Annotated in this window: 11 protein-coding genes; 9 read left to right on the top strand and 2 right to left on the bottom strand. The window is 33.8% G+C overall.

The annotated features are described in order from the left end of the window. Nucleotides 1-467: 467 nt before the first annotated feature. Together E4T68_RS07035 and uvrC are read right to left on the bottom strand one after the other, a co-directional pair. On the bottom strand, nucleotides 468-1,430 hold the full coding sequence (locus E4T68_RS07035) for a peptidylprolyl isomerase (RefSeq protein ID WP_135125492.1): 963 nt from the start codon (nucleotides 1,428-1,430) through the stop codon (nucleotides 468-470). Nucleotides 1,431-1,521: 91 nt separating this feature from the next. Beyond that, nucleotides 1,522-3,306, bottom strand: coding sequence for an excinuclease ABC subunit UvrC (gene uvrC, locus E4T68_RS07030; protein WP_228099274.1), 1,785 nt, complete (start codon nucleotides 3,304-3,306; stop codon nucleotides 1,522-1,524). A 140-nt stretch (nucleotides 3,307-3,446) separates the two neighbouring features. On the opposite strand from uvrC, the gene E4T68_RS07025 reads away from it, so the two are divergent. The 9 genes from E4T68_RS07025 to E4T68_RS09955 all read left to right on the top strand — a co-directional run. After that, nucleotides 3,447-4,097 (top strand): NAD(P)H-dependent oxidoreductase, encoded by a 651-nt coding sequence (locus E4T68_RS07025; protein WP_167753854.1) that lies wholly within the window; start codon nucleotides 3,447-3,449, stop codon nucleotides 4,095-4,097. Between the two features lie 4 nt (nucleotides 4,098-4,101). Then, on the top strand, nucleotides 4,102-4,284 hold the full coding sequence (locus tag E4T68_RS07020; protein WP_135125486.1) for a hypothetical protein: 183 nt from the start codon (nucleotides 4,102-4,104) through the stop codon (nucleotides 4,282-4,284). Nucleotides 4,285-4,428: 144 nt separating this feature from the next. Beyond that, nucleotides 4,429-5,466 carry a sugar-binding transcriptional regulator gene (locus E4T68_RS07015; RefSeq protein WP_135125484.1) on the top strand — a complete coding sequence of 346 codons (1,038 nt, stop codon included), beginning with the start codon at nucleotides 4,429-4,431 and terminating at the stop codon, nucleotides 5,464-5,466. A gap of 33 nt (nucleotides 5,467-5,499) precedes the next feature. Next, nucleotides 5,500-6,507: a type I glyceraldehyde-3-phosphate dehydrogenase gene (gene gap, locus E4T68_RS07010; RefSeq protein WP_135125482.1), complete on the top strand. Its 1,008-nt coding sequence runs from the start codon at nucleotides 5,500-5,502 to the stop codon at nucleotides 6,505-6,507. A gap of 82 nt (nucleotides 6,508-6,589) precedes the next feature. After that, nucleotides 6,590-7,780 (top strand): phosphoglycerate kinase, encoded by a 1,191-nt coding sequence (gene pgk / locus E4T68_RS07005; RefSeq protein ID WP_135125480.1) that lies wholly within the window; start codon nucleotides 6,590-6,592, stop codon nucleotides 7,778-7,780. A gap of 37 nt (nucleotides 7,781-7,817) precedes the next feature. After that, nucleotides 7,818-8,573 carry a triose-phosphate isomerase gene (tpiA, locus tag E4T68_RS07000; RefSeq protein WP_135125478.1) on the top strand — a complete coding sequence of 252 codons (756 nt, stop codon included), beginning with the start codon at nucleotides 7,818-7,820 and terminating at the stop codon, nucleotides 8,571-8,573. A 1-nt stretch (nucleotide 8,574) separates the two neighbouring features. After that, nucleotides 8,575-10,104 (top strand): 2,3-bisphosphoglycerate-independent phosphoglycerate mutase, encoded by a 1,530-nt coding sequence (gene gpmI / locus E4T68_RS06995; protein ID WP_135125476.1) that lies wholly within the window; start codon nucleotides 8,575-8,577, stop codon nucleotides 10,102-10,104. Nucleotides 10,105-10,198: 94 nt separating this feature from the next. Further along, nucleotides 10,199-11,497 (top strand): phosphopyruvate hydratase, encoded by a 1,299-nt coding sequence (gene eno, locus E4T68_RS06990; RefSeq protein ID WP_135125474.1) that lies wholly within the window; start codon nucleotides 10,199-10,201, stop codon nucleotides 11,495-11,497. Nucleotides 11,498-11,927: 430 nt separating this feature from the next. Next, nucleotides 11,928-13,593 (top strand): Rib/alpha-like domain-containing protein (locus E4T68_RS09955; protein WP_305037785.1); only part of this gene is annotated, 1,666 nt, incomplete at its 3' end.

The following is a 13,593-nucleotide window of genomic DNA, read 5'->3' as shown; positions in this document are numbered from 1 at the left end:
GAACTCGAGTATTTTTAGTGCAAGAAAAATTATTTAAACAATCTTAATATGGGCTGAAAAGTCTATCAAATCAGTATGCTTATTGTCAAGGCACGCTCACGCTATAAACCTTGACAATAAGCATACCAATTCGAAAAGCAACAATTAGCCCTATTAAGAAAAAACAACTTAATATTTGCTGGAATTTTTACTTACCAACATCATTTGACGAAGAGCCTTTTTTTAATGTGTATAAAGCAGTATTTTTTTAGAGCAACTTTTAGTTTTATGTAAAAAATCATCTGCATATATCTAGTCAAGATTGCAATATGATTTTAATGAAAACCTTATAAAAATTAATCATGGTTCATATTAAACTATTAAAAGTGTAGTGCATACAGTTTTCTAGATTAGGTCTATATACTCAAGAAAAAGCAATACATTTCTCATTCTTGAAATGTATTGCTTTCTTTGTTTTTAATTATATCTTAATTAGATGATGATTGTGTCGTTGTTGTTTCAGATGAAGAAGATGGTTGAACAGTAGTTGTTGAATTTTGTTGAGATGATTCTGTTGAACTATTTGATGGCAAGAGAGTTGCCATGGCTTCTTTTAATGATTCATCTGTAATAATAACATTAGCTTCTTTTAACATCTCTTGTACAATAGTTTGCTGATATGTCGAATTACTTGCTTTAGCAGTAATTAATTCTTTTTTGATGGTTTCTTTTTCAGCTTCAAGTGTTCCTTTTTCTGGTTTATCTTCCACTTTAATAATGTGATAACCAAATTGTGTTTTCACAGGTGTTTGAGAAATATCCCCAGTTTTCATTTCAGCCAAAGCAGCAGCAAATTCTGCAACCATTGCAGTACGTTTGAATGTGCCTAATGATCCACCGTTCTCTTTGTTAGATGTATCAGTAGAATGTTGTGCAGCCAATGCGTTCCAATCGCCACCATTTTTTATTTGCTGAATAATGTCGTTAGCTAATGCTTCATCAGCCACTAAAATATGAGATGCTTTAATTGATGGTTCCCAAGTTTCGTATGCTGCTTTGACGTCCTCATCAGTGATATTTGTTCTACTTTCAATTGCTTTGATTAATGCACGATTTGCATACACGGCGTTTCTAAAGGCAATTTCTGTTTCATATCCATATTGTTTGAGAGATTTTAAAAATGCTTCTTCTCCGCCAGCACTCGCTTTGCGTAGTGCAATAAATTCATTAACTTCTTTATCAATGGCTTCTTTATCTGTCACAGAGGCAACAGCAATTTTTTCAACAATTAAGCTATATAATACTTTACTTCCAGCAGATTGTTTTAAAGCTTGGTAAAGCTCGTCTTTAGTGATATTGCCTTTATTTGTTGTTGCTATAGTATCGTTAGAGCAAGCAGCTAAAGTTAATACGGCTGTACTTGCTAGTAATGCTACCCATTTTTTGTTCATGAGAAAACTCCTTTTTCTATCATATTTTGTAAAATACAAAACCCATGTATCAATATACCATAAAAGTGTTAAAAAATATACTCATAATACTTTAATTTTGTTGATTTAACCAATTTATTAAGTGTTGACAGACTGTTTTATTGATACCAATTTCTTTGAAATCTTCATAAGTGGCTTGTTTTAATTCTTGAGTTGTTTTAAAGTGCATTAAAATTTTTCGTTTTGTTTTTGGACCGACTCCAACAATGGCATCTAAATGGGAAGAAAGTGATTTTTTACTTCTGAGTTGTCTATGGAATGTAATTGCATAGCGATGAACTTCTTCTTGAATGCGTTGAATTAATCTAAAGGCAGCACTGTCTAAAGGTAAATCAATAACATCAAGATTCTCTCCAAAAATCAATGATGCTGTTTTGTGCTTATCATTTTTTACCATGCCTGCAATAGGAATGGATAACCCTAATTCATCTTCAAGAACTTCTTTAGCAGCGGAAACTTGTATAGGACCTCCGTCCATTAAAATTAAGTCGGGAAGAGTGGCTTTCTCCTTTAATAATCGTGAATAACGTCGACGGATAACTTCTTGAGTTGTGGCAAATTCGTGGCTACCAATAACAGTTTTAATTTTAAATTTGCGATACATTTTTTTTGCGGGTTGACCATTGATGTAAACAACCATACCTGAAACAGGATTTGTACCTTGTGTATTAGAATGGTCAAAAGATTCAATAATATGAGCTTTTGGAATGTTTAAGTAGTTTGCTAATTCTTGAGCGGCACCAATTGTTTTTTGATCTTTTAATTCATCTAAACGAATGCGTTCATTTACAGCTAGTTCACTGTTTTTAATGGCCAAATCTAACATGTGCTTTTTTTTGCCGATTTTAGGTGTTGAGATTTTAACATTCATCGCTTCTTCAAGCAACACAGTATCTAATGTATCTGGTACTAAAATTTCCTTAGGAAGCAAGTGTTGTCCATCACTATAAAATTGTAGAATAAATGAAAGGACTTCATCTTCAGGATTACCATAACAATGAAAAATAGTTGCCTCACGCTTAATAATACTAGATTGTCGTAATAGGAACACTTGAATAGACAATAAACCATTTTTAATGAAATAACCAAATAAATCATGGTTAGAATAGTCTTTAGATAAAATGGCTTGTTTTTCCACAGTGGTTTCAATGTAATGAATTTGATTACGGTAATCAGCAGCTTTTTCAAATTCAAGCATTGTTGCAGCCACGGTCATTTTTTTTGTTAATTCTTGTTTAATATGACTAACATCTCCATTTAAAAAACGTTGAATTTTTTGAATGGCAATTTGGTATTCCTCTTGAGAAATCTCATGATCACAACATCCAATACATTGATCAAGATGATAATAAAAACATGCTCGTTTTTCCTGCTTACTACACCGTCTTAAAGGATATGATTTTTGCAGTAGTTGTAATGTTTCTTGGGCTGCACCAACATTAGGATAGGGACCAAAATATAACGCATTATCTTTTTCAATTTGATGAGCAATAATGAGTTGAGGATCTTTTTCGTTTGTTATTTTTAAATAGGGATACATAGATCCAGCTTTTAATTTAATGTTATAATGAGGCTGATATTTTTGGATTAAATTAATCTCTAATAACAATGACTCTTTATTTGTACGTGTCACAATAGTTTCAAAATCACGAATATCATTGACTAATAGTTGTGTCTTTCCATCATGTGCTTGCTTAAAATAACTTTTTACACGATTTTTTAAGTTTTTTGCTTTTCCGACATAAATAATCTCATTATGTTCGTTTTTCATTAGGTAACATCCAGGCAATGATGGCAAAAGTGAGAGTTTTTGGTCAATTAATTCTTTATAAGTCATGTTTCTCTCCTTTGCGTATTTTTGTGTCATTATAACAAAAAAAAAGAAGATAATCATGGAAAACGGTTTAGCATTATAGTGGCAAAAAATAATGATTTCATATATAGTGGAGATAAATGATATGGAGGGAGGAATAGATCGTGCAAACATTAATCATATTAGGACATCCAAATGGTGAGCAATCACATACACAGCAATTTTTAAAAGAAAGTCTTGAGAAATTTCCTAATGTTAAGCAGCATACCATTTCTCATTCATGGGACGTTGAGGCGGAGCGCATACTTCTCAAGCAAGCTGAGCGTATTATCTTTCAATTTCCAGTTTATTGGTATGGTGCACCGGGGCATTTAAAAACGTGGATAGATACTATTTTTCACCCGAGTATGTCCTATTTAAAAGGGAAAGAACTAGGTATAGTTGCTTCTTTTGGTGTGGCTGAACACCAATTTCAAGCAGGAGGTAGAGAACATTTTACACCTTCAGAAATGTTTAGACCATTTGAAATGTTAGCAAACTATTTTCAAATGATGTATTTACCAATTTTCTGTGTGTTTAAATGGATGTATCAATCAGAAGGTGATAAGCAAAAACAACTTATTGAATATCAAATGTATGTCTCTGCACCAAATCCGTGTCGATTGATTGACAAAGGGAAATGGTTAAGTGAACAACTCCAAACAATTAATACAGACGGTGTATTTGATAGTCTAATTGAAACAATGATATACAATAATGAAGAGATTGAGCAGTTGCTGACAATGGTAACTGATATAAAACATAATATTAGGTGATACTATGAAAAATACAACACAAAAAGAATGGTTTGAAGAGTTGATTGAACATCACATTGGACACTATTCATATGACAAAAAGGCGTTATTATTAGCGGTAAATCAACATATAAAGGAGCAACAGGAACGCTTAAAACAACTTCAAGCTGAATTAGATGCTCTATTGTGGAATCCAACAGAGTGGTAGTGGGTCGTTTTTTGACCATTAAAAATTTATGATACGAAAAAGACTTGCAATTCAAAAAATGAAATGTTATAATAATAGTGTCCTTTTAAGAGATGAGTTAAAAGGTAAGTGGGACAAAAAAAGCCCACTTAGAAAGAGGTCATCATGAAACATTATCAACATGTTTTGCGTGTACTCGTTCCAGATATTATGCAAGTTGCGAAACGTCGTGTTGATTTATTAGATTATATTGCATTTAATCAACCGGTTGGACGGAGAGCATTAGCGTGCTATTTTAATTTGAGTGAACGACGTTTGCGAACTGAAATTGAACAATTAAAGGCGCTTGATTTAGTGACTGTTGATAAAAAAGGCATTTGGTTAAGTGAACTATCCCAGCAATTGTTAACACAAATTGATGTTATATTTGATATGTCAGAGCAATTAAATCATAAAGCATTGCAACTTTGTCAATTATTCAATATTTCAACTTGTCGCGTTGTACCTGGGGATAGTGATAAATATGCTGAAGTTTATCAAAAACTTGCTCAGGCAATTACAGAAGAGTTAGATCATGTATTGCCAGAGGGGGAAAATATTATTGCCATAACAGGTGGTAGTACTTTATCACAAGTTATTCCAAATTTGTCGAGCAGTTTAGCACAAGGAAGAGATTTTAAAGTTGTTCCAGCTCGTGGTGGAGGGATTGGTTCTCCTACAATTCAAGCAAATACACTGAGTCATGATTTGGCTGCTATTGTTGATGGGGACGCTATGACATTATTCGTCCCAGAACAGTTGAGTCAATCTTTATATGAAAGTTTATTAAAAGATCCGTTGGTTAATGAAACTGTTCAATTATTAAAAAACGCAAATTGTTTAATTTACAGTATAGGAAATGCGGAAGTTTTAGCAGAACGACGTGGTGTTTCAGCTAAAGAAAAGAAGATAATTCAAGAAGAAAAAGCTGTTGGAGAAGCAATTGGTGTTTTCTTTGACGCACAAGGACGTATTGTTCACCGCCTGGCAAGGATAGGTTTAGGATTAGAAGATTTGTATCACTTGCCTTGCGAAGTTCTAGTAGTAGGAGGGGCAAAAAAAGCAAAAGCCTTAACTGCTTACATGAAATTAGCTCCACAACAGACGATTTTAGTTGTTGATGAAGCCTTAGCAAATTCGATTTTAAAAGAGACATCTCTTTAAAAATAAAAAATAATATTTCCAGGAGGAATAAATATGACAATCAAAGTTGGTATTAATGGATTTGGACGTATTGGACGTTTAGCGTTCCGTCGTATTCAAGATGTGGAAGGGATTGAAGTTGTTGCAATCAATGACTTAACAGACTCAAAAACATTAGCTCATTTGTTAAAATATGATTCAACACAAGGTCGTTTTAATGGAGAAGTTGAAGTTTTAGACGGTGCTTTCCGTGTTAATGGAAAAGAAGTAAAAGTATTGGCTAACCGTAATCCAGAAGAATTACCATGGGGTGAATTAGGCGTAGATATCGTTTTAGAGTGTACAGGTTTCTTTACTTCTAAAGAAAAAGCTGAATTACACTTAAAAGGTGGAGCGAAAAAAGTTGTGATTTCTGCACCTGGTGGTAATGATGTGCCTACAGTTGTATATAATGTTAACCATGATATTTTAACAGGTGAAGAGACTGTTATTTCTGGTGCTTCATGTACAACAAACTGTTTAGCACCTATGGCTAAAGTGTTACAAGATAAATTTGGCGTTGTAGAAGGTTTAATGACAACAATTCATGCTTATACTGGTGATCAAAACACATTAGATGCTCCACATCCAAAAGGTGACTTACGTCGTGCTCGTGCTGCTGCAGCTAACATTGTTCCAAATACAACTGGTGCTGCTAAAGCGATTGGATTAGTTATTCCAGAATTAAACGGAAAATTAGATGGTGCTGCACAACGTGTGCCAATTCCTACAGGTTCTCTAACAGAATTAGTAACAGTATTAGAAAAAACTGTAAGTGCAGAAGAAATCAATGCAGCAATGAAAGAAGCTGTTAGTGAATCTTATGGATATACAGAAGATCCAATCGTATCTACAGATATTGTTGGTATTACTTACGGTTCATTATTCGATGCTACTCAAACAAAAGTAATGACAGTTGGCGACAAACAATTAGTTAAAACAGTTGCTTGGTATGATAACGAAATGTCATATACAGCACAATTAGTGCGTACATTAGAATACTTTGCAGGTTTAGCAAAATAAAATAATCGCTGTCGCGATACGTTATAGCAAGGAAGCGACATGCTCCTTGCTATTTTAATAGTGAATGTTAAGGAGAGTCTATATGGCAAAATTAATTGTTTCAGATTTACAAGTAACAGGCAAAAAAGTATTGGTACGTGCTGATTTTAACGTACCAATGAAAAATGGTGTCATTACTGATGATAACCGTATTGTACAAGCATTGCCAACTATTCAATACTTAATTGAAAATGGTGCAAAAGTTATTTTATTTTCTCATTTAGGAAAAGTAAAAACTGAAGAAGATAAAGCAAGTAAATCTTTACGTCCAGTTGCTGTGCGTTTAGGAGAATTATTGAAAAAGGATGTTGCTTTTGTTCCTCAAACACGTGGTAAAGAGTTGGAAGATGCGATTGATACATTGCAAAATGGTGATGTATTGGTATTTGAAAACACTCGTTTTGAAGATGTTGACGGGAAAAAAGAATCAAAAAATGATCCTGAATTAGGAAAATATTGGGCTAGTCTAGGTGAGTTATTTGTTAATGATGCTTTTGGAACAGCTCATCGTTCTCATGCATCTAACGTAGGTATTGCCAGCCATTTAACAAGTGCTGCTGGTTATTTAATGGAAAAAGAAATCAAATTTATCGGTGGTGCTGTAGATACACCAGCTCGTCCATTTGTTGCTATATTAGGTGGAGCAAAAGTGTCAGATAAAATTGGTGTTATTGAAAACTTATTAGATAAAGCTGATAAAGTGCTAATTGGTGGTGGTATGGCATATACATTCTATAAAGCACAAGGCAAAGAGATTGGAAAATCTCTACTAGAAGAAGATCGCATTGAATTGGCTAAATCAATTCTTGAAAAAGCAGGAGATAAATTAGTGCTACCAATTGATACAACTGTAGCGCCTGAATTTAGTAACGATGCACCAGCAACAATTGTAGCTTCTAATCACATTCCAGCTGATCAAGAAGGATTAGATATTGGACCAAAAACAGTAGAATTATTTGCTTCTTATTTGAAAGATGCAAAAACAGTAGTGTGGAATGGACCTATGGGAGTGTTTGAATTTTCTAATTTTGCTAAAGGAACAATTGGTGTTTGTGAAGCTATTGCACGTTTAAATGATGCCACAACAATTATTGGAGGTGGAGATTCTGCAGCAGCAGCAATTTCTTTAGGCTATGCAGATAAATTTAGTCATATTTCAACTGGTGGCGGAGCATCATTAGAATATTTAGAAGGTAAAGTATTACCAGGTGTTGCTTCTATTTCAGATAAATAACATTCAAATATAAACATTATAATAAGGAGGAATAAGCATGCGTAAACCGATTATTGCAGGAAACTGGAAGATGAATAAAACAAGTCAAGAAGCTCAAGACTTTGTTTTTGCAGTAAAAGATAAATTGCCTTCAAATGATCAAGTTGAAGCAGTTGTAGGAGTTCCTACATTAGTTATTCAAGGTGTCAAATATTTTGCAGGAGAGAGTAATTTAAAAGTTGCTGCTCAAAATTGTTATTTTGAAGATGAGGGAGCTTTTACAGGGGAAACAAGTCCAAAATCACTAGCTGCTCTTGAGATAGATTATGTGATTATTGGGCATTCTGAACGACGTGAGTATTTCCATGAAACAGATGAAGATATTAATAAAAAAGCACATGCTATTTTTAGAAATGGAATGACACCAATTATTTGTTGTGGTGAATCTTTAGAAACGTATGAAGAAGGCAAAGCTGTTGAATTTGTTGGACAACAAGTGGAAAAAGCATTGGCTGGATTAACTCCTGAACAAGTGGCATCTTTAGTTATTGCTTATGAGCCAATTTGGGCAATTGGAACTGGAAAATCTGCAACGCAAGATGATGCACAAAAAATGTGTAAAGCTGTGCGTGATGTTGTCAATACATTATTTGGACAAGAAGTAGCTGACAAAGTACGTATTCAATACGGTGGTTCTGTTAAGCCGGAAAATATTGATGCATATATGGCTTGTCCAGATGTTGATGGAGCGTTAGTTGGTGGAGCTAGCTTACAACCTGAATCATTTTTAGCGTTGTTAGAGGCGGTGAAATAATATGACAAAATCTCCAGTAGCAATTATTATCCTAGATGGATTTGGTTGGAGAAGCCAAGTTGAAGGAAATGCTGTGGCACAAGCTAAAAAACCTAACTTTGATCGTTATTATCGTGAATATCCACATACGACTATTAAAGCCTCTGGATTAGATGTTGGTTTACCAGATGGACAAATGGGAAATTCAGAAGTTGGGCATACAAATATTGGTGCTGGTCGCATTGTTTACCAAAGTTTAACACGTATTGACAAAGCAATTTTAGACGGAGAATTTAGCACAAATGTAGCGTTAAACAGTGCGTTTTCACACGTCATTGATAACCAATCTTCTTTACATTTATTTGGTTTATTATCAGACGGTGGAGTACACAGTCATATTCAACATCTATATGCATTAATTGAAACAGCAAAAGAAAAAGGAATAAAAAAAGTATATATTCATGGATTTTTAGATGGACGTGATGTAGCTCCTGATTCAGCATTACAGTATGTTTCAAAATTAGAGGAAAAATTGACTGAAATTGGACTAGGTGAAATTGCAACAGTTTCTGGACGTTATTATGCCATGGATAGAGATAAACGCTGGGAGCGTGTTGAATTAGCGTATAATGCTATTGCTCATGCGGAAGGTCCACAATTTTCTTGTGCTAAAGAAGCAATTGAAGCAAGTCATGCAAATCAAGTCTATGATGAATTTGTTTTACCATCAGTTATTGTTAAAGACAATCACCCAGTTGCGACTATTCAATCAAATGATGCTATTATTTTCTTTAACTTTAGACCTGATCGTGCTATTCAATTATCAAATGCATTTACAGATAAAGAATGGGAACATTTTGATCGTGGAGAACGTGCAAATCACGTTAAATTTGTGACAATGACACTATATAATCCAAGTATAGATGCCCAAGTGGCTTTTGAACCGATTGAATTGAAAAATGTCCTTGGTGAAGTGTTATCAAATGCTGGGTTAAAACAATTACGTATTGCTGAAACTGAAAAATATCCACATGTTACATTCTTTATGAATGGTGGACGTAACGAAGAGTTTCCGGGAGAAAATCGAATTTTAATTCCATCTCCAAAAGTAGCAACTTATGATTTGAAACCAGAAATGAGTGCTTATGAAGTTGGAGAGGCATTATATCAGTCAATTATAAACGATGAAAATGATGCGATTATTTTAAATTTCGCTAATCCTGACATGGTTGGACATTCTGGTATGCTAGAGCCAACAATTAAAGCAATTGAAGCTGTAGATGAAAACTTAGGTAAAGTTGTTGATGCAATTATTGAACGAAACGGAGTGGCTATTATTTTTGCAGATCATGGTAACTCTGAAACAATGATTACGCCAGAAGGAACACCACATACTGCACATACAACAGTTCCTGTTCCAGTAATTGTTACGAAAAAAGATATTCAATTACGTGAAGGTGGTCGTTTGTGTGATGTAGCTCCAACGATGCTTGATTTATTGCATGTGCAACAACCAGTAGAAATGACTGGAGAATCTCTAATTAAAAAATAGTGAAATATTTTAAAATTAATGAGAAATAATTGAAAAAATGTTTTATTTCTACTAAAATAAACTATAGTAAATAATTTAAAAGGAGTTAATAAATATGCCATTTATTACAGATGTATTAGCAAGAGAAGTATTAGATTCACGTGGAAATCCAACGATTGAAGTAGAAGTGTACACAGAAAGTGGTGCATTTGGTCGCGGTATGGTACCATCTGGTGCCTCAACTGGAGAATACGAAGCAGTTGAGCTACGTGATGGTGATAAAGGACGTTACTTAGGTAAAGGTGTTCAAAAAGCAGTTGATAATGTGAATAACACGATTGCAGAAGCTATTATTGGTTTTGATGTACGTGACCAAATGGCTATTGATAAATTAATGATTGACTTAGATGGTACAGCAAACAAAGGAAACTTAGGTGCTAATGCTATTTTAGGTGTATCTATTGCTGTTGCACGTGCTGCAGCCGATTATTTAGATCAACCATTATATCAATATTTAGGTGGTTTCAATACAAAAGTATTGCCAACACCAATGATGAATATTGTAAATGGTGGTTCTCACTCTGATGCTCCAATTGCATTCCAAGAATTTATGATTTTACCAGTTGGTGCTCCAAGTTTTAAAGAAGCATTGCGTTGGGGAGCTGAAATCTTCCACAACTTAGCTAAAATTTTAAAAGGTCGTGGTTTAGTAACTGCAGTTGGAGATGAAGGTGGTTTTGCTCCTAAATTTGAGGGAACAGAAGATGCAGTAGAAACAATTTTAGAAGCAATTAAAGTTGTTGGTTTAGAACCAGGTAAAGATGTTTTCTTAGGTTTTGACTGTGCTTCAAGTGAATTCTATGAAAATGGTGTTTACGACTACTCTAAATTTGAAGGTTCAAATGGTGCCAAACGTACATCTGCTGAACAAGTTGACTATTTGGAAGAATTGGTTAACAAATATCCAATTATTACAATTGAAGACGGTATGGACGAAAATGACTGGGATGGTTGGAAACTATTAACAGAACGCTTAGGTGATCGTGTTCAATTAGTTGGTGATGATTTATTTGTTACAAATACTGTTAAATTATCAGAAGGTATTGAAAAAGGTATTGGTAACTCAATCTTAATTAAAGTAAACCAAATCGGTACATTAACAGAAACCTTTAACGCTATTGAAATGGCTCAAAAAGCTGGATATACAGCTGTTGTATCACATCGTTCAGGTGAAACTGAAGATTCAACAATTGCAGACATTGCTGTTGCAACAAATGCTGGACAAATTAAAACAGGTTCATTGAGCCGTACTGATCGTATTGCCAAATATAACCAATTATTACGTATTGAAGATCAATTAGGTGAATTAGCAGAATATCAAGGTTTAGCAGCATTCTATAACTTGAAAAAATAAATTTATCCGATATGGACGAAAAATGAAGTAAATTAAAAATAGTATAAAAACAAGGGTGATTCCTATTGTTTTTATACTATTTTTTGGTATAGAGTGAAAATATTGTATTCAAATAGTTTTAAGCATATAATATTAAGTTTTAATAAAACTAATAATAAGACTATGTTTATAGGTTTTTGGGATATAGACTTATGCATTATAATAGGAAATAAATTGGTGTATGTCTAAATGAATATATTATTAGGAAGTATATATACAATAAAATGAGTTTACAATTAGAAATTATGATATATGAAAAAAATTTATAAAAAAACGAAACAGGTTACTTGATAAAAAGTTGTATTCACATTAATATTATGCTGAACATATAAAACTTAACATAAAAATGTTATGAAAAATATGTAAAATATATAGTATGGAGGATAGTGACATGAAAAAAGAAAAAGTTCAACGATTTTCTCTTAGAAAACTATCAGTTGGTCTTGTATCTGCTGCTGTTGGAAGTGTATTTTTAGTATTTCAAACAAATCCAGTTTTAGCAAATGAACAGCAAAAACAAGCCATTGAATATAGATATGTGAGTGAAGTAGAATTAACGGAACAGGAAAAAGAGTTAATTATTAAGGAAGTTCCAAAAGTGGCACAAGCTAATGATAGTGTATATTATTTAGTATATAGACCTAATCAGCAAGGTGCAAAATTACCGTATACAGGTAGTCAAGATATATTAAACCCTATGATTGCTTCTGCTGCAGTTGTATGTATTGTTTTAGGGATTGCTATTGGGAAAAATAATAAGAAAAAAATAACGTCTGTTTTATTAATTACGACAGTGGGAAGTACATTAATTTCTCCAAGTGCTTTAGCTATATCTAATCATATTTTAGCAGACTATAACCAAAATATTGTGCTTGAAAATGATAATAATTTACCTACTCCTCTGTCTATTCCTAACTATCATTATATTGGATATTTACGTGTAGAAAAAGATGGTAAAATTGTTCAAGACACTATTGAGCAACCAAAAAATAATATCTCAGTGATTTTAGATGAGTCACAGTCTTATGAAATAGATAATTCAATAAAATTAGAAGAAACAACTAAATCAGTAGAAACAGAGAAACCTGTTGAAACAACCAAATCAGTAGAAACGGAAAAACCTGTTGAAACAACCAAATCAGTAGAAACGGAAAAACCTGTTGAAACAACCAAACCAGTAGAAACAGAGAAACCTGTTGAAACAACTAAACCAGTAGAAACAGAGAAACCTGTTGAAACAACCAAACCAGTAGAAACAGAGAAACCTGTTGAAACAACTAAACCAGTAGAAACAGAGAAGCCTGTTGAAACAACTAAACCAGTGGAAACAGAAAAGCCTGTTGAAACAACTAAACCAGTAGAAACGGAAAAACCCGTTGAAACAACTAAACCAGTAGTTTCTCATGCTGACACATATACACCAATAGCTCAAGCACAAAGTGTAGGCAAAGGTAGTCAACCAGTAGCCAAAGACAGTATTAAGAATGTGGCAGACTTACCCGCAAACACACAATTTGCATTCAAAACTCCAGTAGACACAGCACAAGCAGGAGAAATTGAAGCAATTGTGGTTGTGACATATCCAGACGGTAGTCAAGATGAAGTGCCTGTAAATATTACAGTAACAGAACCAAATGCTGACACATATACACCAATAGCTCAAACACAAAGTGTAGACAAAGGTAGTCAACCAGTAGCCAAAGACAGTATTAAGAATGTGGCAGACTTACCCGCAAACACACAATTTGCATTTAAAACTCCAGTAGACACAACACGAGCAGGAGAAATTGAAGCAATTGTGGTTGTGACATATCCAGACGGTAGTCAAGATGAAGTGCCTGTAAATATTACAGTAACAGAACCAAATGCTGATACATATACACCAACAACTCAAGAACAAAGTGTAGACAAAGGTAGTCAACCAGTGGCTAAAGACAGTATTAAGAATGTGGCAGACTTACCCGCAAACACACAATTTGCATTCAAAACTCCAGTAGACACAGCACAAGCAGGAGAAATTGAAGCAATTGTGGTTGTGACATATCCAGACGGTAGTC

The organism is Granulicatella sp. WM01 (assembly GCF_004570605.1).
Lineage (GTDB): Bacteria > Bacillota > Bacilli > Lactobacillales > Aerococcaceae > WM01.
Note: the sequence above shows the minus strand (reverse complement) of the source record. Positions and strands in the feature narration are given on the sequence as shown.